At 72.2% G+C, this 20,876-nt stretch carries 18 protein-coding genes; 6 read left to right on the forward strand and 12 right to left on the reverse strand.

The window, feature by feature from the left end:
- Positions 1-119: 119 nt before the first annotated feature.
- Positions 120-482, reverse strand: a complete 363-nt coding sequence (locus ACZ7OH_RS48095) for a winged helix-turn-helix transcriptional regulator (RefSeq protein ID WP_470287075.1) — start codon at positions 480-482, stop codon at positions 120-122.
- A gap of 92 nt (positions 483-574) precedes the next feature.
- Here ACZ7OH_RS48095 and ACZ7OH_RS48100 point away from each other — a divergent pair, with 92 nt between their 5' ends.
- A complete protein-coding gene (locus tag ACZ7OH_RS48100; RefSeq protein WP_470287076.1) occupies positions 575-961 on the forward strand; it encodes a RidA family protein in 387 nt (128 codons plus the stop codon).
- Here the strand turns inward: ACZ7OH_RS48100 and ACZ7OH_RS48105 are convergent.
- From ACZ7OH_RS48105 to ACZ7OH_RS48115, 3 genes are all read right to left on the reverse strand, one after another.
- Entirely contained in the window at positions 958-2,160 is a 1,203-nt protein-coding gene (locus ACZ7OH_RS48105) for a GTPase (protein WP_470287077.1), read from the reverse strand. The two genes, ACZ7OH_RS48100 and ACZ7OH_RS48105, sit on opposite strands and share 4 nt — an antisense overlap.
- On the reverse strand, positions 2,157-3,941 hold the full coding sequence (locus ACZ7OH_RS48110) for a P-loop NTPase family protein (RefSeq protein WP_470287078.1): 1,785 nt from the start codon (positions 3,939-3,941) through the stop codon (positions 2,157-2,159). Before ACZ7OH_RS48110 ends, ACZ7OH_RS48105 begins: the two co-directional genes overlap by 4 nt.
- A gap of 101 nt (positions 3,942-4,042) precedes the next feature.
- The gene (locus ACZ7OH_RS48115) at positions 4,043-5,047 is read right to left on the reverse strand and encodes an IniB N-terminal domain-containing protein (protein WP_470287079.1); all 1,005 of its coding nucleotides are present in this window, start codon (positions 5,045-5,047) and stop codon (positions 4,043-4,045) included.
- 303 nt (positions 5,048-5,350) lie between these two features.
- On the opposite strand from ACZ7OH_RS48115, the gene ACZ7OH_RS48120 reads away from it, so the two are divergent.
- The gene (locus ACZ7OH_RS48120; protein WP_470287080.1) at positions 5,351-6,481 is read left to right on the forward strand and encodes an Hsp70 family protein; all 1,131 of its coding nucleotides are present in this window, start codon (positions 5,351-5,353) and stop codon (positions 6,479-6,481) included.
- On the forward strand, positions 6,478-8,880 hold the full coding sequence (locus ACZ7OH_RS48125) for a helix-turn-helix transcriptional regulator (RefSeq protein WP_470287081.1): 2,403 nt from the start codon (positions 6,478-6,480) through the stop codon (positions 8,878-8,880). Before ACZ7OH_RS48120 ends, ACZ7OH_RS48125 begins: the two co-directional genes overlap by 4 nt.
- 7 nt (positions 8,881-8,887) lie before the next feature.
- On the opposite strand, the gene ACZ7OH_RS48130 is transcribed toward ACZ7OH_RS48125, so the two are convergent.
- The 4 genes from ACZ7OH_RS48130 to ACZ7OH_RS48145 form a co-directional block, all read right to left on the reverse strand.
- A complete protein-coding gene (locus ACZ7OH_RS48130; protein ID WP_470287082.1) occupies positions 8,888-11,509 on the reverse strand; it encodes a fibronectin type III domain-containing protein in 2,622 nt (873 codons plus the stop codon).
- 90 nt (positions 11,510-11,599) lie between these two features.
- Positions 11,600-12,343, reverse strand: a complete 744-nt coding sequence (locus ACZ7OH_RS48135; protein WP_400902679.1) for a ferredoxin reductase — start codon at positions 12,341-12,343, stop codon at positions 11,600-11,602.
- Positions 12,313-12,912: a sulfite oxidase-like oxidoreductase gene (locus ACZ7OH_RS48140; protein ID WP_470287083.1), complete on the reverse strand. Its 600-nt coding sequence runs from the start codon at positions 12,910-12,912 to the stop codon at positions 12,313-12,315. Before ACZ7OH_RS48140 ends, ACZ7OH_RS48135 begins: the two co-directional genes overlap by 31 nt.
- Before the next feature lie 29 nt (positions 12,913-12,941).
- Positions 12,942-13,553, reverse strand: coding sequence for a pentapeptide repeat-containing protein (locus tag ACZ7OH_RS48145; protein WP_470287084.1), 612 nt, complete (start codon positions 13,551-13,553; stop codon positions 12,942-12,944).
- Positions 13,554-13,595: 42 nt separating this feature from the next.
- On the opposite strand from ACZ7OH_RS48145, the gene ACZ7OH_RS48150 reads away from it, so the two are divergent.
- The 3 genes from ACZ7OH_RS48150 (at position 13,596) to ACZ7OH_RS48160 (ending at position 16,432) form a co-directional block, all read left to right on the forward strand.
- Positions 13,596-14,498, forward strand: coding sequence for an ornithine cyclodeaminase family protein (locus ACZ7OH_RS48150; RefSeq protein ID WP_470287085.1), 903 nt, complete (start codon positions 13,596-13,598; stop codon positions 14,496-14,498).
- A 380-nt stretch (positions 14,499-14,878) separates the two neighbouring features.
- Complete coding sequence (locus ACZ7OH_RS48155; RefSeq protein ID WP_086675346.1) at positions 14,879-15,133, forward strand: hypothetical protein; 255 nt, start codon at positions 14,879-14,881, stop codon at positions 15,131-15,133.
- Positions 15,134-15,619: 486 nt separating this feature from the next.
- The gene (locus tag ACZ7OH_RS48160; RefSeq protein ID WP_470287086.1) at positions 15,620-16,432 is read left to right on the forward strand and encodes an LmeA family phospholipid-binding protein; all 813 of its coding nucleotides are present in this window, start codon (positions 15,620-15,622) and stop codon (positions 16,430-16,432) included.
- Positions 16,433-16,492: 60 nt separating this feature from the next.
- Here the strand turns inward: ACZ7OH_RS48160 and ACZ7OH_RS48165 are convergent, their stop codons facing one another.
- The 4 genes from ACZ7OH_RS48165 to ACZ7OH_RS48180 are packed head-to-tail and all read right to left on the reverse strand — an operon-like array spanning position 16,493 to position 20,868.
- The gene (locus ACZ7OH_RS48165) at positions 16,493-17,059 is read right to left on the reverse strand and encodes a hypothetical protein (protein ID WP_470287087.1); all 567 of its coding nucleotides are present in this window, start codon (positions 17,057-17,059) and stop codon (positions 16,493-16,495) included.
- Entirely contained in the window at positions 17,056-18,666 is a 1,611-nt protein-coding gene (locus ACZ7OH_RS48170; RefSeq protein WP_470287088.1) for a substrate-binding domain-containing protein, read from the reverse strand. Before ACZ7OH_RS48170 ends, ACZ7OH_RS48165 begins: the two co-directional genes overlap by 4 nt.
- Positions 18,663-19,790, reverse strand: coding sequence for a toxic anion resistance protein (locus tag ACZ7OH_RS48175; protein ID WP_470287089.1), 1,128 nt, complete (start codon positions 19,788-19,790; stop codon positions 18,663-18,665). The genes ACZ7OH_RS48170 and ACZ7OH_RS48175 overlap by 4 nt, the downstream gene beginning before the upstream one ends.
- Before the next feature lies 1 nt (position 19,791).
- Positions 19,792-20,868, reverse strand: coding sequence for a hypothetical protein (locus tag ACZ7OH_RS48180; RefSeq protein WP_470287090.1), 1,077 nt, complete (start codon positions 20,866-20,868; stop codon positions 19,792-19,794).
- Positions 20,869-20,876 lie beyond the last annotated feature (8 nt).

A 20,876-nucleotide genomic window follows, 5' to 3' on the forward strand; every position in this document is an offset into this window, starting at 1 on the left:
CGGTGCTCCTTCGGCCGGCGCTGACCATAGACCGGTCTATGGTGCGTCGCGACCGGCCGGGAGTCAACACCGGACAGTGACCGCCGAGGCGGCCACGCGATCGGTTTCTTCTTGCCGCGTCAGGCTTCGAACCGGTGCCGCGCCGCCTCGATGTCGCCGAGGAACCGCTGCGTCCACCCGCACATGGCGTCGACGGTCGCGCGCAGCCCCTGCCCCGGTTCGGTGAGGGTGTACTCGACCCGCGGCGGCACGGTCGGGTGCACCTCGCGCTCGACGAGGCCGTTGCGCTCCAGCATCCGCAGGTTCTGGGTGAGCATCTTGTGGCTGATGCCCTCGACGGCGTCGCGCAGTTCGCTGAAACGCAGGGTGTGGTCGCCGAGGGTCTCGATGATCAGGAACGCCCACTTGTTGGCGACGTCGGAGAAGATCTCGCGGGCGAGGGAATCCGCGCGGGAGAGGTCCGCGTCCTGCTTGGTCACCATCTGGTTCCCCCGTCACCGAAAAGTGCCTTCTTCCGTTTCGTCCAACACTCTCCTACGGTTCCTGGGTAACCACAAGAGACCACGGAGGAAAAGTGCCTGTCACCCTGGTGAATCCGCCGGAGCTGCCCGAGATCGACGTGTACCACCAGGTGGCGATCGCGTCGGGCACGAAGCTCGTCTTCGTCGCCGGGCAGGTCGACTGGGCGGCCGGAAGCGACCTCGCGGCGCAGGTCGAGCAGTGCTCGCTCAACGTCGCCACGGCGTTAGCCGCGGCCGGCGGTTCGTTCGACGACGTCGCGAAGCTGACGTACTACGTCGTCGGCTGGACGCCGGACAAGATGCCGGAGCTGCTGGACGGAATCGCGCGCGCGGCCGAGAAACTGGGCACCACCGCGAAACCGCCGGCCACGCTGATCGGGGTGGCCGCGCTCGACGTCCCCGAGCACCTGGTCGAGATCGAAGCCACCGCGGTCCTCTAAGCGAACAACGCCAAGAGCCCCTCGGTCGACCGCACCACGACGTGCGCCGCGGTTCGCTCGGCATGCGGTCGGTCCGGGCGTTCGGCCTCGTGGCGCCACCGCCGCAGCGCGTCCAGGCCCGCGTCGTAGATGTCGGCCGGGTCCGCGTCCGGCTCCAGGCCCAGCCGGTCCGCCGGCGCCGTGCCCTGCGCGCCCAGCAAGCGGATCGCCTCTTCCGCGGGCTCGCCGGACAACGCCGTGCGGCCGCCGGTGATGTCCGCGATCAGGCGCAGCTCGCGGAAGTCGTGCGCGGCCGCCGCGAAGCGCTCCACCCGGGACACCAGCCGGTCGCCGCCCGGGCGGGGCTGGGCCGCCAGCAACGCCTCCAGCCGGATGACCGCCGTGCGCGCCTTCAACGCTTCGGCGCGCGCGACGAAACACCCGGCGAGGGTGTCCCGCAGCTCGCCGAGACCGCTGCGGCGGACCAGCTCCGCCGACAGCTTGAGGCGGTCGTCGCAGCCGGTGCGGATCAGCGTCAGCGCCAGCCGGACGCCGAACATGCCGAACCGGACCACCAGCGACCGCCGCGTCTCGACCGGGATCGGGCCGGGGAACGCCGGGTCGGTGAACGAGTCCACCGAGAGCACGTGCCGTTCCAGCTCTTCGCGCGGCACCGCGGCGAACGCGGCGAGCAGGTCGAACTCGTCGTCGCGCAGGGACCGCCCGCCGTAGGCCAGCTGGCCCGCGACGGCGATCACGCCCAGGAACCCCGTGCACAGCGGGTCTTCGCGCCACGCTCGACGCGCGAGCTGCTTCGCGGTCAGCAACGCGTCGATCCGGCCCGCGCCGACCTCGTCGGCGCGGGACAGCACCAGCACCGAGTTGACCGCGGTCTGCCGCGCGAAGGCCGAGCCGCCCGGCGGGTGCGCCGCCGCGAGCTCGTCCGGCTCGAGGTGCCGCACGAGCCGGACGGTCGCGTCCGGGAAGTCGTCGGCCGGGCCGGGGTCGTCGAGCAGCACGAGGTCGCGCAGCGCCCGCGTCGGCCATTCGCCGAGCGCGGCGGCGAGCGTCGACTTGCCCGAAGACGGCGCCCCGGTGAACGCGACGCGCAGCGGCTGCTCGAGCCGGTCGAGGCAGTCGCGCAGGAGCGCCGAAGCACGCGGGTCTTCGCGGTAGAGCCCGGCCGCGGCGTGCAGCAGGTCGCGGACGTCCTGGGTCACGCCGAAAGCTCCCGCCGCGTCCGCCCGGCGATCGTGCCGAGCTCGCCCGCGCGCTGGTGCAGCGCGGCCAGGCGGTCGATCTCCCGGCGGATGTGCCCGGTCTTGCGTTCGCGCTCGGCCGAACCGGCCATGATCGTCTCGCGTTCGCGCGTCAGCTCGTCCGCGAGGTCCTCGGCCAGGCCGGTGAAGTGGTCGCGCAGCCGCCGCTGCACGACGCGGATCGCGTCGCGGCTTTCCTTGCTGAACCGCAGGAAGACGTCGTCGACGTGCCGTTGCGCGGCCTGCTTGGCGACGGCTTGGCGCCGCTGCAGCCGCATCCCGCCCTCGTCGCGGATCGTCTTCACCGCGAACGCCGCGCCGGCGCTGATCGAGACCGGGTTGATCAGCGGCAGGCCCAGCCACGGCAGGCTCGTCACGAGGCCGAACATCAGCACGCCACCGTACGAGCCGCGCAGGCCGGTGAAGGCCTGCTGGCCGATCTTGAACTTCTCGATCTTCGGGCGCCGGACGTCGTCGAGGCTTTCCACGCCCGAGCCGTCGAGCGGCAGGTCGGGCAGCGCGTGGTCGTACTGCGCGCCGAAGCACGCCGCGACCGCCTGCGCGATCCACTGCGCCCGCTCGGTCAGCCACGCGTAGTTCGTCTCGATCGCCTCGGCCAGCGCGTTGTCCAGCCACGGCGCGAACTCGTCCCACACCTTCGCCGGGTCGCCCTCGTCGAAGGTCTGGTCGATGGTGTTGACGATCTTGCGCGTGCGTTCGCGCAGGTCGTACTCGACGTCACCCATGAGGTCGGTGATCTCGTCGGAAAGCAGGTTCTGCCACCGGGTGTTCTGCCGCCGCAGGTCGTCGGCCCGGCGTTGCGCGCGCTGCAACAGCGCGGCCTGGCCGAGCCCGGCGTCCTGCCCGGCGGCCTCGATGCGGTCGCGCAGCGACTCGACGAGCTCCGCCGCGGCGGCGCGGACCCCGACGGCGGCGAGCAGCGCGCGGGACTGCTCCGGCGGCCGCGCGGCCTGTTCGGCGATCCACGTGAGCAGCTCGGGGAAGCCCGAACGCGCGTTGAGCTCGGCGTCACCCGCCTTCGCGGCGGCTTGGCGCACGACGGCCGAAACCGGCAGGACCGCCGCGTCGACGCCGGCCTCGGCCAGCATCCCCCGGTTGCGTTCGGCGACCGCCCGCCACCCGGGCGAGGCGTCGATCTTGGTGAGCGCCAGCACGACGTGCGGGCACCAGGTGCGCACGTGCCGGGCGAGCGCGAGCTCGGCCGCGCTGAGCGGCGCGGTCGCGTCGGAGACGAGGATCACGGCGTCCGCTTCGGCGAGCAGGTCGAGCGCGGCGGCGGTGCGCGGCGACCGCGGGTCGCCGACCGACGGGGTGTCCACCAGGACGAGCCCAGCGGAAAGCAGCTCCCGCGGCACGCCGACCTCGACGCGGCTGAGCGTGCCGGCCGGCCGGGCGCCGAGCTCACCGCTGAGCCGTTCGACCGCGACGGGAGTCCGTTCGCGGGAGCGGCTGACCAGGGTGGCGGCGGGTTCGGGGGCGTAGCCGATTTCGGTGGGGACTTCCGGGGTCGCGGCGTCGCCGACGGCGCACACGGGCGCGTTCAGCACCGCGTTGAGCAGGTATCCCTTGCCCTGTTTGGGGAAGCCGAGCACGCCGAGGCGGATCTGCCCCTCGGGGGCGTCTCGACGTCTGCGAAGGCGCTCGGCGAGATCTGCGCGGCCGTGCGTGCGGCACGCGTCCAGCGTCTCGTTGAGCACTTCGAGCCAAGCCGGTGCGGTCACAGCGGAAGAGTGTCCCCGGTTTACTCCCCGTGCGCACACCGGGTGCCCGTCCCGCGGCTGCACCCAGACCGCGGGACGGGCACCGGTGACCGGTTCGGGGATCAGTGCCCGATGTGGATGTCGTTGTGCGACCCCACGTCACCGATGTGCAGGTTGCCCAGCGCGTTGTGGCTGACGTCCGCCACGTCGGAGACCACGTCGTGGACCGCGGAGGCGTTGCCGCTGGCGAGCTCGCCGACCCCGCCGACGGCGTTGTGGTCGACGTTGATGCCGGTGGCGTTGCTCACGACGCCGGTGACGTCGGTGACACCGTGCACCGCGTGGCTGACCTCGCCGGTGACGTGCTTCACGTCGAGGTCGCTGGTGCCCTTGAGGATGCCGGTGAAGTCACCGACGTGGGTCACCGAGCCGGTGAGGTGGCCCACGGTGCCGGTGAGGTCACCGGCGTGCGAAGCGACCTCGTTGGCCGGGCCGGACGCGGTGCTCAGCACCTCGGTGCCGATCGTGTGCGCGGTGCCGACGGCCCCGACGACCGGCTGCTCGGCCAGCGTGGTCAGCGGCGCGATCTGGTTGGCGTCGGTCAGGTACGCCGGCGCGGCGGTGAGGTTGGTCAGCGCGGCCGAGTCGAGGCCGTTCGCCAGGTCGCCACCGAGGACGGCGCCGGTCACGTTGCCCGCGAGCGCGGTCACGTTGGCGGCGTTCGTGACGCTGTTCACGCCCGGGAGGGCGCCGACGGCGGGCAGCTGGCCCACGGCCGGAAGCTCGCCGACGCCGAGGTCGCCGACACCCGGCAGCTCCGGGGCGGCCGGCAGGCCGAGGCCCGCGGTGAGGGCGGTGAGCTGGTCGATCGCGCCCTGGATGCCGGGGGCGTCGGTGCCGACCGGGGCCAGGTCGCCGACGACCGGGAGGCCACCGACGGCCGGGAGGCTGTCGACCGGCACGAAGTCGAGCACCAGCGGGATGACCTCGTGCACGTCGGCGGCGCTGACGTCACCGAGACCAGCGGCGGCGAGGGCGCCCTGCGGGTCCGTCCCGAAGGCGGCGAGCGCGGTCGGGTCGTTGAGCAGGTTCAGAGCGAAGTCGTGCAACGTCTGCACGGAGTCCATGGGGATTTCTCCTGGTCCGGTGGTTCGGGGGACAGCATCGGCCGCAGGGACCGGTGCTCCGACATCAAGTTAGGGAGCCGGTCCCCCCACGCACATCGGGGATCACTCCGAGTCGCGGGCCAGTCAGCCGATAGGGGATCGATATGTCATCGTTAGGGAGTTAGGGGCTCATCCGAGACGCACTCAGTTGGGTTTAATCCCTCCAACCACTTGCTTGACTAACCCGTTTGGGTGAGGATGCCCGGAGCCCTAGGGGGATTCCGCACCCCCGATCGGCCCCCGCGAGGTGAGGAGGAAGCGCCGTTGCCCTACGTCCTCGGGATCGATGTGGCACAGGGGCGGACCCACGCTGCGACCTGCCGACGTCAAGGCCCCGGCTGGGGTGAGCCCGAACCCCTCTGGCTGGGTGAACGGACCCCCGCCGCCGCGTCCGCGCTGTTCCTGGACGACGAGGGGTACCTGCTCACCGGCGACGCGGCCGCGCAGGCGGGCGCCCGGGTCCCGTCCCGGCTGCTCACCGGCTTCCACCGGCGGATCGGCGACGACGTGCCGATGCTCGTCGAAGGCGAGCCGTTCCCGCCCGAAACGCTGACCACCGTGCTCGTCGAAGGCATCGCCGAGCACGCCGCGAACCTGTTCGGCGGACCCCCGCGGCACCTGGTGCTGACCCACCCCGGCGACTGGGGCGGCTACCGCCGTGACGTGCTGCGCCGCGCCCTGGCCGACGCCGGGTTCACCGCGGTCACGCTGGTCCCCGGCTCGATCGCCGCGCTCGGCGCGCACCTGCCCCTCCCCGGGCCCGGCGCGCAGTTCGCCGGGGTGTGCGAGTTCGGCGCGGACGGCGTGAACGTCACGCTGGCCGCGGCCACCGGCGCGAGCGGGTGGCAGCCCGCGTCCAGCGCCGAAGGCGTGGCCCCGGCCGCGGCGCTCAGCACGCTGTTCGCCCTCGCCGGTGCGGCTTCGACGTCCCCCAAGGGGCTGGCCGGCGTGGTGTTCTGTGGCGACGTCCCGCCGCACGCGCTGCCCGCCCGGCCGCCGTGCCCGGTGTTCGCGGGACCGGTTCCGCCGGCGGCCACCGCGCTCGGCGCGGCCGCCCTCGCGGCGCTGCGCGCGGACCACCGGGGTGCCCCGCACGAACCCCCAGCCGTCGAGACCACCCTGCTCCCCCAGGTGGACACGCTCGGTGACCTCGGCGAGCGGCCACCCCGGCCGCCGGTCGACATCACGCCGTTCGAACTGCCCGAGCGCGCCACCCCGCTGAACCTGTTCCGGCGGCGGCGCCCCCTCGCCGCCGCGGTCCTCGTCCTCGCAGCGGCGCTCTCAGCCGTCGTCATCACCCTCACCGCCCGCGAAGCCACCGCCGGCCCCGACCCGTCCCCCGCCCCGAGCCACTGCGCCCGCCCCGGCGCCCCCTCCGGTGAAGGTCACTGTTGAACACTCTGCTCACGCAGGTCCCCCCGCTCGTCCCCGTGCACCCGGCCGCCCGGCAGCTGCTCGACCAGGTCGCGGCCGCCCCGGCCACGCCGCTGCGGCTCGCCGTCGTCGCGCCCGGCGGCTACGGCAAGAGCGTGCTGCTCGCCGCGCTCGACCGCTGCTACCGCGAAGCCGGCGTCGAAGCCCTGCTCGTCGACGACGCCGACCGGCTGGCCCCCGACCAGCTCGAGGAGCTGCTCACCGGCGCCGACGGGCCGATCGTCGTCGCGCACCGGCCGGCCGCGGTCGCGGCCGGCTGGACGCTGCTGCAGCTCGGCCCGCTCGGCGTCGAGGACGTCGCGCGGCTGATGACGGCCGTGACCGGTGCGGCCGCCGACCCCGCCGCGGCGGCCGAGCTGCACGCGCGCAGCGGCGGCGTGCCGAGGCTGGCCGAGCGGGAGCTGCTCGGCCGGCTCGAGGACTTCCGGCCGGAGCTGGACGAGCTCGACGACGACGTCCTGCGCTACCTGATCGCGGCCGAAGCCGGGGCGGGGCGCAACCTCGACCTGCTGTGCGCGCTGCTGGACCGCGAGCCCGACCGGCTGCCCGCGATCGTCGACGCCGCCCGCGCGACCGGGCTGCTCGGCCCGGACGACACGCTGCCGCCGCTGGCCGCGGCCGCCGTCCGCGACTTCGGGCCGCCCGCGCGCCGCCTGACGACCGTGCAGCGGCTGGTCGAGCTGCAGCTGGCGAACGGCCTGCCGGTGCTCGACCTGGCGCGGTCGCTGCTCGGCACGGGCAGCGCGGGCGCGTCCGCCGCGGCCGCGTTCGCCGCCGCGGCCGCCGAAGCCCTGCCCGCGGACGCCCGGCTGGCGACGCGGTTGTTCGAAGCGGCCGCCGAAGCGGGCGACCGCTCGTCCGCCGTCACGACAGGCTGGGCGCGCGCGACGGCGTTGTCGGGCGATCTCGACACGGCATTGCGCCTCGGCGACGGCATGCTCGGCGACCCGGACGCCGGCACCCGCGCGGCCGGCGCGGCGATCGCGGCGACCGTGCTGGCGCACCGCGGCGAGCTGGCCCGCAGCGCGGAGCTGTACCACTGGGCGTCCCGCACCTCCCCCGACGGCGCGGGCGCCTGGGCCGGGGCCGACGCGTTCGCGGCGATCGCGCTCGTCGGCACCGGCGACCTGGCCGGCGCCCAGCGGCTCCTCGACTCCCCCGCCCCCGGTGTGGCCCCGACGTTGTTCGCCGGCGCGGCCACCCGGATGGCCCGCGGGATCGCCGATTCGGTGGCCGGCTGCGCGACGGAGACGTTGTCGACGCTGCTCGGCGCGGCGGCGATGCTGGAGCCGGCGCTGGGCGGCACGCTGCTGCCGGACAGCCCGGCGGCGCTGGCCGCGCTGGCTGCGCTGCACACGGGCGAGCTGGCGCTGGCGGAGTCGGTGCTGACGCGAGCCCTCGACGGCGGCATCGGCGGCGACCTGCTGGCCGTCCGCCACCGGCTGCTGCTGGGCTGGGTGGCGATGACGGCGGGCGACCTCGCGACGGCGGCCGAGCACCGCGACGCCGTGGCCGGCCGGACCCTGGAAGCGCGCGACGAGCTGTTCTTCGCGACGCTGGAGCTCGGCTTGGCGCGGCGCGCGAGCGACCTCGTCGGGCTGCAGCGGTCGTGGAACCGCGCGTACCAGGCGTCGATGCGGCAGCAGACGGACCTGTTCGGCCTGCTGCCCCTGGGCGAGCTGGCGATCGCGGCCGCCCGCACCGGAGCCTTCGCGAAGATCTCGGGCCAGCTCGAACGCGCCCACGCGCTGCTGGCCCGCCTCGGTGAGCCTCCACTGTGGACGGTCTCGCTGGTGTGGCACGAGCTCCACGCCGCGATCACGCTGGAGGACGCGGAGGCGGCGAAGGCGCACCTGGCGACGTTGACGACGCACGCCCACTGCGGCCGCTACCCGAGCGCGCTGGCGACGGCGGCCCAGTGCTGGCTGTCGGTGCTGGGCGGCCAGTTCGCCCCGGACGGCATCGCGGCCGCGGCGGCGGAGATGCACGACCTGGGCCTGCGCTGGGACGCGGCCCGCCTGGCGGGCCAGGCGGCGATCCGCACGTCCGACCGCAAGGCGATGGTCCAGCTGCTGGAGGCGGCCCGCCAGTTCCAGGGCACGGCGGCCCGCCGCGAGCCGGGGACGACCGAGCCCGCGGCGGCGGGGACGGGGCTCGCGGCGCTGAGCGAGCGCGAGCTCGAAGTGGCGCGGCTGGTCGTCGAAGGACTGACGTACAAGCAGGCCGGGTCGAAGCTGTTCATCTCGGGCAAGACGGTCGAGCACCACATGGCCCGCATCCGCGGCAAGCTGGGGGCATCGGACCGGCGCGAGCTGCTCGCGACCCTGCGAGAGCTGCTTTCCCGGCCCGACGCCCCGTAGCTTCCCGTCAGGCGGTCGCGGTCGTCGCGGTGAAGGAGGCGGCGGGGCCGGTTCCGGTCGCCGTCACCGCGGCCACCGTGAACGTGTACGCCGTCGCCGGCTTCAGGTTGTCCACGACCCTCGTCATGCCCTTGATCGTCGGCTGGGTCACCAGGGCGTCGCGGCCCTCCACAGTGATCGTGCGGCCGTCGGAGACCGTGATCGCGTAGCCCAGCACCGGGGTGTCCCCCGTGGCCGCCGGCGGGTTCCAGCGGATCGACGCCGCCGTCGCGCTCGGCAAGGCCCGGGCGCTCGTCGGGGCTCCCGGTAACGTTCCCGCCTTCGGGCCCGGGGTCACCGGGGCCGCAGCGAGCGAGGGTTCGCTTGTGCCGTAAGCGTTGCGGGCCGCGACCGTGACCGTGTACGCCGTCCCGTCCGTCAGGCCGGGCACCTCCGCGTATGCGCGCTTCGCGAAGTCGGCCGCCGAGATCGTTGCCGAGAAGGTGCGGCCGCCGCCCGTGGCGGTGACGACGTAGTCCGTCACCGGGGCGTTGTTGAACGCGAAGGTCGGGTTCCAGGTGGCGTAGAGCTTCCCCACGGCCGCGAACGTGCCCACTCGCGACGGGGCTTCGGCCGGGGCCGGCCCGCCGACCCGGCGGGTGAGGAGGCCGCGGTACGCCGGTTCCAGGCCCGCGTTCGCCACGATCGCCGGCGGTGCCTCGGACGGGTTGCCGAGGATCGTGTTGCCGCGGGTGATCGCGCCCTTGTCGACCTTGTCGCCGTCGCCCTGCTCCCAGTAGTTGCCCTCGGTCAGCGTCGGGTCGTTGTTGCCGAGGCCGTCGCGGTAGTCGACGTGCACCGTGCCGACGTTGAAGTACGCCGTGCGGTACAGGACGTTGCCGCGGATCGTCTCGTAGGTGTTTCCGTTGTCGGTGTAGACGCCCTTGCCCAGCCCCCATTGGTCGTGGATCACGTTGCCGGTGACCTTCTCGCCGTCGTCGAGGGAAGTGCCCGTGATGCCTTGGGTGTAGACGCCGCCACCGTCGTCGAGCATCAGCATGTAGTCGAAGATCAGGTTGTCGGAGACGGCGTTGTCGTGCGACAGGTTCGGCGTCGCCGGCTGCTTGATCTTGTCCGGCCAGCCACCCCACCCGACGGAGATCGCCGAGTAGCCGACGTGGTCGATCTGGTTGTGGGACAGGGTGTTCCGCACGGTGTAGCCGTTGACGATCGGCACGCCGCCGTGGAATTCGCGCGGCAGGCCGTAGAGGTGGTTGTCGGTCACCGCGATGTCGCGCACGACGTCGGCGTCGGTGTCCGTGGTCGGCTTGTCGACTCCGCCGAGCTGCACGCCGTTGCCCGAGATGTCGGTGAAGACGTCGCCGCGGACCTGCGATTCCTTGGTGCCGTCGATGAGGTCCAGCCCGGCGCCCCCGAGGTGCGCGAACACGCTGTCGCTGAACTCGACGCGTTGCCCGTGCGACACGGCGACGTTCGCGGGCTCGCGCGTCCACGACGCGTACGGGCAGGTGCCGCCGGGCACGAACTGGCAGAGCCCTTGGGTGGCCCAGCCGTCGGCGCCGGTGATCGTGTAGCCCGCCTGGATTTCGGAGAAGCCTTCCGGCGACGACGGCGTCAGCCACGTCGCGTAGGAGTAGCGCAGCCCGCGGAACGCGACGTCGTGGATTCCCCGCGCGTCGACGAGCTTTTCCAGCACCGGCACCTCGACGTCGGCGCGGCGCAGGTCCTGACCCGGCTTCGGCAGGTAGTAGACGACGTGGGCGGACCGGTCGAGGTACCACTCGCCCGGGGTGTCGAGCAGCTCGAAGGCGTTTTCCGCGTAGGTCGGGTGCCGGCCGTTGGTGAGGTCGGCCGGGCCGACCATGTTGACGCTGCGGCCGGGGATGTCCGGGAAGAGCACGCGTTTGGTCGAGTTGTCCCAGCAGGGCTGGGCCATGGTGATGGTCGTGCCGTCCGCCGCGGCGAGCGGGCAACGCGGCTCGGTCCACTGGCCGAGGCCGTCGCGCTGGATGTTCCAGAGCGCCTCGCCGGCGGTGTAGACGAACTCGATGTCCTTCGGGTTGCGCCAGTGCGCGAGGGTGTCGGCGCTCGCGGTGTAGCCGGTGGCGGTGGCCTTCACGGTCACCGGCAGCGGGCCGCGGGCGCGTTGTTCGCGGACGCCGTCGACGTAGAGCTGCCGGCTGTTGTCGAGCCCCGCGGGCGCGGCCGCGGCGAACAGCCCGGGACGGCCCGGGACCGGCCGCCACCCGGTGACGCGCACGCCGCCGTTCAGCTCGGTGTCGCCGCTGCCCTGCCAGATGACGCGGTGGCCGTTGCCGCCCGAGTCCCGGGCGTCCAGGCGCAGCGGCTCCGTCAGCCGGAAGACGCCGGGAGCGAGGTGCACGTTGAGGTCGCGCGTCAGGTGCGGCGCGCGTTGGCGCACGAGGTCGCGTGCCTTGCCGACGGTCCGCACGGGCCGCTGCGCGGTGCCCGGAGCGTGGTCGGAGCCGGCAGGCGAGACGTAGACATCGAGATCGGCGGAGTCCGGATCCGCGGCGGCGGCCGGGCCGGTCGCGGCGAGCAGCGCGCCCGCCCCCAGGAGAACGGTCACCACGGTGCGGCACCGCATTGAGCCCCACTTCGTCAGCATGAGACGAAACATAGGATCTCTGACGGCCGATGTCGACAAGTTCCCGCTCAGCGGGGCGTCTTGTCACCTATTCATCAGATGGGTGGCCCGCTAGTCACGGCTGGGGCCGAACCGCTCGGTGCGGATGCGGTGCGGGTCGTGGCCGAGGGCGACCAAGATGTCCGCGACCGTCTCGACGAAGCCCGTCGGGCCGCAGACGAAGCACGCCGCGCCGAATTCCGCGGGCCAGCCCGCCGTGTTGAGCGTGGCGACGTCGATGCGCCGCGGGATGCCGGGGCGGCCCTCGGGCAACTCCCGCGTGTAGACGTAGGTGATGTCCAGGCCCGCCACCGGCGTGCGCAGCTCGTCGGCGTAGTACTGCTCGGCCGGGGTGCGCAGTGAGTAGATCAGCTTGAACGGCGTCCGCACACCGGCCGCCCGGCGCGCCCGGACCATCGCCATCAGCGGCACGATGCCCGACCCGCCCGCGACGAGCAGGACCGGCTCGGGGTCCGTCGGCCGCCAGACGAACCAGCCGCCGACGGGGCCGCGGATCTCGACGGGGTCGCCGACCGCGTACGGCCCGGTCAGGTGCTCGGACACCTCGCCGTCGGCGACGCGCTGGACCGTCAGCTCGACCCGGTCACCATCGGCGGGCGCGGCGAGCGAGTAGCTGCGCTGCGCGCGGTAGCCGTCGGCGGCGGTCAGCCGGACGTCGACGTGCTGCCCCGCCAGGTGACCCGGCCAGCCGGGCAGGTCGAAGACGAGCGTGCGGGCCGTCGGCGTCTCGTCGCGGATTTCGGCCAGGCGGGCGACCCGCCAGGCTAGTCGCCCTGATACCGCTGTTCGCGCCATGGATCCCCGTAGTCGTGGTAGCCGACGTTCTCCCAGAAGCCGGGCTCGTCCCGGGTCTTCAGCTCCAGGCCGCGCACCCACTTCGCGGACTTCCAGAAGTACAGGTGCGGCACCAGCAGCCGCGCCGGGCCGCCGTGCTCGGGGGTCAGCGGCTGGCCGCCGTACTCGTAGACGATCCAGGCCTGGCCGTCGAGCAGGTCGGCCAGCGGCAGGTTCGTCGTGTAGCCACCGTAGGAGTGCACCATGACGTAGTCGGCGGCCGTGTCGAGCCCGCCGACGAGCGTGTCCACCGCGACGCCGCGCCAGCGGGTGTCCAGTTTGGACCACTGGGTGACGCAGTGGATGTCGACCGTGGGCTTCTCGCTGGGGAGCGCCATCAGTTCGGCCCAGTTCCAGGCGTGCTTCTCGCCGGTCTCGGTGGTGACGGTGAATTCCCACGTCTCGGTGCGCACGCGCGGAGTCGGCCCGGCCGACAGCACGGGGAAGTCCTCGGCGAGGTACTGCCCGGGTGGCAGGCGCGGGTTGCCGCTGCGAGCCCGGCCATGGAACCCCGGGGTTACGACGCCCATGCGGCCCTCCCTTCGCGGTCGGCCCGAGCCTACGCCCGGACGCGCAGCCCGAGCGACGTGACGAGCACCGCAGCCTGTTCGGGTGACACGATCGCCCCGGCCAGCTCGGCGTTCACCGGGTCGAGCGCCGAGAGGTCGCTGCCCCGCAGCTCCGCGCGCGGCAGCTTGACGGCGTGCAGCATCGCGCCCGAGAGGTCGACGTCGGCGAACACGGCGTCGCCGCAGTTCGCCCCGGTGAGGTCGGTCTCGCGCATCCGCACCCCGTGGAAGGCGACCGACCGCAGGTCGGCCCCCGCCAGCCCGGCGAACGACCAGTCGCCGCCGGTGACCCGCAGCGGCCGCAGCTCGCATTCGCTGAACGTCGCGCCGACGAGCTTGCACCCGGTGAACTCGGCGTCGAAGAAGTTGCACCGCTTGAAGGCGCAGCCGGTGAAGGCGGAGTCCGTGTGCCGGGACGCGTTGAACCGTACGTTCCCGAACACGCAGTCGGTGAAGACCGCGTTCCGCGTCTGCGCCTCCGAGAGGTCGACCTCGAGGAATTCGCAGCGCACGTAGTGCCGTCCGGTGATCTCCTCTCCGTACCAGTCGTCGCGGACGAACCGCTGTTCTTCCACGGGCGGATCTTGCGCGGCATCGGACACCCCGTCAGGCTAGCCGGGTCGCCGATGTCGAAGGGTCCGCACATGCTCGATGCCGACGCCGTCCGGGCCGCCGTGCCGATGACCGCAGCGATCGACGCGGTGCGCGAGGCCTTCCTCGACCTCGCCGCCGGCCATTTCGTGGTACCGCAACGGTTGTCCTTCGGCGACGGCACGACGCTGGTGATGAGCGCGTGCCACACACCGACGTCGACGACGGTGGTGAAGACGCTCAGCCTGGTCGCCGGCCGAACCCCGATGATCCTCGGAACGCTCGTGTGGAACACGGCCGCGGGCCAGGTGGTCGCGGACGCGATCGAGGTGACAACGCTCCGCACGGGCGCGGCGTCGGGTGTGGCGACGGACCTGCTGGCCCCGCCGTCCGCCGGCCGTCTGGCACTCCTGGGCACGGGCGCACAGGCCGCCGACCAGGTACGCGCGGTGGCCGCGGTCCGCCCCCTGAGCCGGCTGGCGGTGTTCGGCCGCTCGCAGCCGCGCGCGTACGCCTTCGCGGAGCGGATGAGCGCCGAGTTCCCGGCCGTGACGACGCGAGTGGCCTCGTCGGCCGCGGACGCCGTCTCCGACGCGGAGATCGTTTGCTGTGCTACGTCATCGTCGACTCCCTTGTTCGATGTGGACGACTTGCCGCCGCGGGTTCACGTCAATGCGATCGGGTCGTACCTGCCTTCCATGCGGGAGCTTCCGGCCGAGTTGCTCGGGGGTGCGGAGTGCGTGGTGGTGGATCAGGTCGAGGCGGTGCTCGAGGAGGCCGGTGAGGTGATCCACGCGGTGGACAGCGGGTTGGTGGCGCGGTCTTCGTTGGTCGAGCTCGGAGATGCGTTGCGTAGGCCGCCGGCGGTGGGTGGGCGGACGGTGTTCAAGTCGGTGGGCCTCGCGGTGCAGGACTGGGCCATCGCGCGGTTGCTCGGTGACGCCCGGACGCTGTGACGGACGCCGGCCCGCTCGAACTCGGCGACGCACCGCGCACACCGCCGGCGACCAGACGCGCGCCTCACGATGCAAGACCGCGCCACCGCGCCGTTGCCGGGCGACACACGGACGCGGTGACGGACGCCGAGCCAGTCCAACTCGGCGACGCACTGCGCACACCGCCGGCGACCAGACGCGCACTTCGCGAGGCGAGACTGGGTTGCTGGGCCGCGCTGGGACTCGCTGAGGGCTCACGGAGCGTCCGAATGGAGCGGCGGAGAGCGACGGGGAGCGGCCGAACGGCGCAATCTTGGGGATTGAGCGTTTGATCGGTCACCCGTTCCGGGAATTTTCCGGACATGTCTCCTTGGCGAACCACCACCAGACGGAACACGGCCGTGCGGGTCATCACGGCGATCGGCGCGATCTTCGCGGGGATCGAAGTTCTCTACATGATCATGGTGCTCGCCGGTGCCAATGCCGGCAACGCCTTCTTCATCTTCATCAAGTCGTTGGCTGTCCCTCTCGCGTTGTTCTGGCCGGGGCTGTTCAACGTGGACAACGGCAGCCTGCAGGTCATCCTCGACTTCGGCTTGGCCGCGGTGTTCTGGCTGGTCGTCACCGGCATCATCGCCCGCTTCGCGGGCCGGTGACCGGCGAGCGACGTCGCCCTTCGAGCTGCCACCTGCCGTCACTGCCCCTCCGGTGGCGGCAGGTGGCTCACGATCTGCCACCTGCCGGTCGGCCATGTCCTGACGCGACTCGGCTGACCTTGTCCTGACGCGGCACAGAAGGCGGGACGCGGGTGCGAGATACCGCGCGGCTGGCGTGGCACAACGGCTGGTGCGGACACACCCGCTTCCCGGCCGCAACCGGGAGCAGCTGCCGCCGTACGGGCACACATGCCGCAAAGGGGTCGCCGCTGTGACACCACGGGCCGCGCAGGGACACCCGCTCCGGCCGCCCGCCATGGAACACCGGGCGCCGCGTGAGGGCGAGCCGCGCTTGTGGAAGAACGGCCGCGCCCCCCTCGGCCCGCCGTGGACCGCACCTGCCCCGCGGATAACCGCCGGGTGAGAAACCTCCTTTTGCGTTACCTGCCCTCGGCGCCCTTCCCCGCCGTCAGCGACACTGGACTGATGACTGACGGCAGGTGGTTCGATGGCTGGTCGCCCTGGCCTGAGCTGGCCGGGCTGGCCGCCGCTGGGCGTTCGCTGCTCCCGAACGTTCCCGTCACCCCCGCCGCGCTGGTGCGGACCGTCACCGAGCAGCTCGTCGGGCGGCGGCTGACCGCCAAGGTCGGGGATCGCGAAGTCGGCCTGACCCTCGCCGAGCTCGACTACCCCGCCGACAGCCTGCGGCTGGCCACCGGACGCGTCGGCGACGTGCGCATCGTCGCCGAAGACGTCGACTGGCCCGAACCCGAAGGGGGCAGCATTCCGCTGCGCCGGGTCACCGTGCTCGCCGAAGACGTCCGCCTCCGCTCACTTCCCACGCCCGCCGCCAAGCCGGCCCGCGTGGACCTGCGGATCGCCGTCTCCGCGGACGTGCTCCGCGAAAGGGTGGCGAAGGTCCGGCCCGGGATCGTGGCCGCCCCGGCGGACAGCGGCCTGCTCCAGATCCACTGGGCCAAGAAGCCCCACTGGGGCCACCTGACGCTGGAAGCCCAGGTGGAAGACGACGCCGTCGTGCTCGTACCGAGAACTCTCCACATCGGACAGCGACAGCTCCGCCCACCGAAGCGCTTTCACCCCATCGTGCTTCCCCTGCCGGAACTCCCACCCGGCACAAAGCTGACCAGGGTGGAACCCCGGCACGACGAACTCGTGCTGCACGCCGTCGCGGAAGAGTGGCCGGAACGGCTTTCCCGCATTCCTCTCGCCGATCTGCTGAGCTGGTTGACCACCGCAGCGGTGACCCTGACCTTGCCGAAACTCGGTTCGCGTCCATGAACTCGAAGCTACTCGAACGCGCGTTCGAACGTCATCACTCACAAGGGTAGGGCCGGAAACTCACACGTCCCGGTCGCGCAGATACCGCGTGTGATCGGCCTGCCGGTCGACTTCGGAGGCGTAGAACCGCTCGGCCACCCGGTGCGCCTCCGCCTCGAGCAAACCCAGCTGGGCCACCAGTTCCTCGCCCGCACCGGCTCGCCGGGAAGCGAACCACCACGGCAGATTCAGGTAAGTCTCCAGTGACAGCGGCAAATCCGTCCGCACAAGACGAACGACAGCGTGCTGGAGATCGGGATCAGCGGCCAGCCGCGCGGGATCCGACAGCAGGTCCCGCAAGATCGCCGCGATCCGACCCACCGTGTCCACAGTAGACACAGGCATCCGCGGCGCCTGCGAAGAGACCCGCGAAAGCAAGGTTTCCAACGAAGAACGCAGCTCGGCCGAAGTGTCCGGAACCAACCGCACCTTCTCCGACGGCGCCAGCAAAGCCCCCGCCAAGTACAACGCCACGACGACGAACGGCCAGAACCACCCGACCACCCCGGTCAGGTACAGCACGACGCCGGCCAGGCCACCGACGCAGCCGAGCAGGTTCTTCGTCGACCCCAGATAGCGCAGCATCATTGGTACCCGCGGATCTCCTGGAACACGTCGGACAGCTGGACCTTGCGCGCGTCGAACACCTTCCCGCCGGCGGCCCCGGCGACCTGGGCCAGCTCGTCGCCGCTGCCTTCCCCGAACAGCACGGTGAACACCGGCACCTGCTTCATCGCCGGCGGCAGCGACCCGAACGACGCCTGGAAATCGGACAGTGACGAGCCGTTCGCGTTCTCGCCGTCGGTCATCAGGACGATCGAGGTGAACCGGTCCGGATCGCGCGACACCAAGGGTTCCAGCACCCGGTAGGCCTCGGAAAGGCTGTCGTAGATCGCCGTCCCGCCGTTGGCCGTCAACCCCTCGGCGAACGCCTTGATGCGCGCCAGCTCGGCCGCGGGATTCTGCTCCGGCACGGTGAACGTCGAAGCCCGCGAAGGAACCGTGTTGAACGGCAGCATCGTCACCTCCTCCCGGCTGCGGAACCGCCGGTACCGGCCGGTCAACGACGTGTCCGCGCCCGTCAGCCCGACGAGCGCGCTCCGCAGCGAATCGATCCGGTCGCCCTTCATCGACCCGGACGTGTCCAGCAAGTACAGCGTCCGCGACGGCCGCCGGATCTTGTCGAAGTACGCCTGGAGCAGCGCGTCCACGGCCTGCTGCGTCGCCGGGAACGGCAGCTCGACGAGGTCGCGCGCGGTGAACTGGGGCCCCAGCGCGACCCCCGGCACGACCGGGCGCCGTTGCGTCGTGTCCATGATCCGCTTCTGGACGTCGGGCGTGCGCAGGTAGTCCGAAAGCCGCTGGTGCGCCGACCGCGCGTCGTCACCGACGGAAGCCAGCAGGGACAGCGGGTAGTCCGCCGTGACGACGCCGTCGCTCGGGTAGACCAGCGTCAACGGCTCGGGCAGCTTCCCGGACGCGTTCGCCGAGAGCAGCACGGACTCGTAGTTGATCAGCCCGTCGACCTTCTGCCCCGGGTCCTGGCCGGTCGCGCGCCGCGTGTACGCGTCCGACAGCCAGCCCGACGAGCCGGCCGAAAGCGCCTGGGCGCTGAAGAACTGCGTCAGCTGCGGAGTCACCGAAGCGATCTGCTGGGCGTCGATGGCGTTACCCGCGCCGGCCAGCGCCGAAGCGACGCCGACCAGCGCCGAGAACCCGGAGTTCGACGCCGACGGGTCCGTCATCCCGTAGCTGAACGCCTTCTTCCCGGCCTGTGCGGCGATCTCGCCCCAGCTGACCGGCTTGCCCGCCCAGCCCAGCCGCTGCACCACCGACGACGCCAGCCCGAGCACCACCGGCGAGCTCATGATCTTGACCTGGTTCCCGAGCCGCTTCGCCGCCTCGGGAATGCCTGCGAGATAACGGTTCGAGGAGAACCACACGGCGTCGTACTTGCCGTCGACGCTGCCGTTCGCCAGCGCCTCGGCACCTTCCAACGTACCGGTGAAGGTGAACTTCACCTTGACGCCGGTGGCCTGCGCGGCCGCGTCGAGCACCGGCTGCATGTCCGCCAGCTCGCTGCCCGCGAGGACCCGCAACGTCCCCGGCTCGGGCTCGCCCAGCGGCGCGGACGACGAGTCGGAACACCCCGCCAGCAACAAAACGCTCAAGGCGAGCGCCCAGACCTTCCTCATGCTTCCCCCTCGTGCGAACGCCGCAAGTGGTCTTCGGCGCGGCGGATCTCGCCGGACAGCGACTCGACGGTCACGGCCATCGCGGCGACAGCGTCGGCGCGGAACCCGTCGATCGCGTCGATCGAGGCGTAGATCCGGTCGAACGACGCGCGGATCGTCCCGGTCGCGACGGCCGGGTCGCTGCTCGCCTTGCGGATCTCCGCGGACTGCAGGTCCAGCAGTTCGGTGTTGGCGCGGATCAGCCCGTCGGTGGTCGCCTGCAGCGCCGCGACCTCGTCGAGGACGTCCCGCTGGCTCGCCAGGGCCCCGCTGACCAGCAACGCGACCCGCAGCGCGGACACCGTCGTCGACACCGCCCGTTCGACGCCGCGGATCAGCTCGTCGTTGTTCTTGCGCACCAGGTCCAGCGCTAGGTAGCCCTGCGCGCTGACCGCCAGCTGCGTCAGCAGGTCCTGGTGCCGTTGCCGGATCGGGTACAGCACGTCCGCGCGCAACGCGTTGGCGCGCCCCGGATCCGTCAGGTCGAAGACACCGGCTTGCGCTTCGATCGCGCTGTCGACGGCCTCGGCGAGGGCGGCCGCTTCGGCGAGCTTCCCCATCACCTTCCACAGCCGCTCGCGCTCGCCCTTGATCGCGGCGTTGTCGCGGCGCAGGACGTCCTGGCGGCCGCGCAGGTCGACGACCAGGGCGTTGACCGGCTCGTTCGCCGCGCGGTAGCGGTCCAGCGCCCGCTTCGCGCCGGCCGCGGCCGGGAACACCCCCAGCAGCTTCCGGCCGGTCAGCGGCAGCTTCGCCGGGTCGAGCTCGGCGACGGTCCGGCGCAGGCTCGCGAGGCTCGTCGTGACGCCGTCCTGCGGCGACGCCGCGCTGCGCAACGACCGGTCGAGCATCGTTCCCGCGACGCCGGCCGCCGCGCGCATGTCGGCCTCGCCGACGGTCAGCAGCTCGTCGAGGAGGTCGGTGAACTCCGGCGAACGGACGTCGAGGGCTTCGAGCCGGGACGCGAACTCCGAAGCGCGAACGGTGACTTCCGACCGCGTGTCCTCGCTGAGCGTGATCAGTCCGGCCGCACGCTCCGCGGGGATCGCCGCGACCGGCTCGGGCGGGGTGAGCGAGAAGTCCATGTCAGTACTGCTTGCCGACGGCGTCGAGCAGCCGCTCGAGCGTTTCGAACGACGGCGGTTCGACGGCGTCCACCAGATCGGCGGGCGCATGCGCCGGCGCGGCGACCTCGGCGAACAGCTGCGGGTTCGTGGTGCGGAACCCGAAGGTCGCGGCGAGCTTGCCCAGCTCGGGATCGGTCGCGAGGAGCTGCCCGACCTTGTCGCCGTCGCCGGTCAACGGCACCAGCGTGTGCTTCGAGTAGACCGTCGGCGCGGTGTAGAGCATCCGCATGTCGGGCCGGATCGAGCCGTCGCCGCTCACCACGCGGCCGACGAACTGCGACTCGTAGATCAGCGCCAGCGGCGTGTTGCCCATGCCGGCCGAGAGGTAGTCCTCGAACGGCCCTTCGGTGCTGTTCTGCGTGTACCCCTGGTCGAGGAACAGCTTCGCCACCGTCGGCAGCACCTTCGCCTCTTGCTCCGGCGTGCTCACGACGGCGTTCCCGTTGGCCACGAAGGAAACGATCGACAGGTACATCGCCGCGGAGTTCGACTCGCGCGGGTCGGTCGTCGTGACCAGGACGTTCTTGCGCGCCGGGTAGGCGGTGTTGCCGGGCAGCTGGTCCCAGCGCGTGCCGGCCTTCGCCAGGTCGAGGTACTTCGCGATGTCGAGGACGTCGTAGTCGCCGGCGCCCTTGTGCACGACCCCGTTGGCCCGCAGCAAGGAAACGATCGGCTCGAAGGAGGCGACGGCCATCGGCGACTGGAACGGCGTGTACACCGTGGTCACCTTGCGGTCGCGCTGGATCTTCTGCGCCGCGGGCGACGACGAGGGGAACGCGAACGCGTACTTCCCGAGGTCGACGGTCGTCGCGATCTGCCGCGACCCGGCCGTGTCGACCTCGACCTTCAGGCCGTGGCGGGCGAAGGCGTCGACGACGCGCTGGTCGGTGAAGAAGGCCTGCTTCTCCGAACCGATCACCCCGCGCACCGTGGTCGTGGAGCCCGCGGCGCTGTCGTCACCGCGGCCCCAGATGATCACCCCCACGACGGCCAGCAGCAGCACCACGGCCAGTCCGATCGACACCCGGCGTTTCACTCAGCCAC

It is taken from the genome of Amycolatopsis sp. NPDC114478 (genome assembly GCF_055633805.1).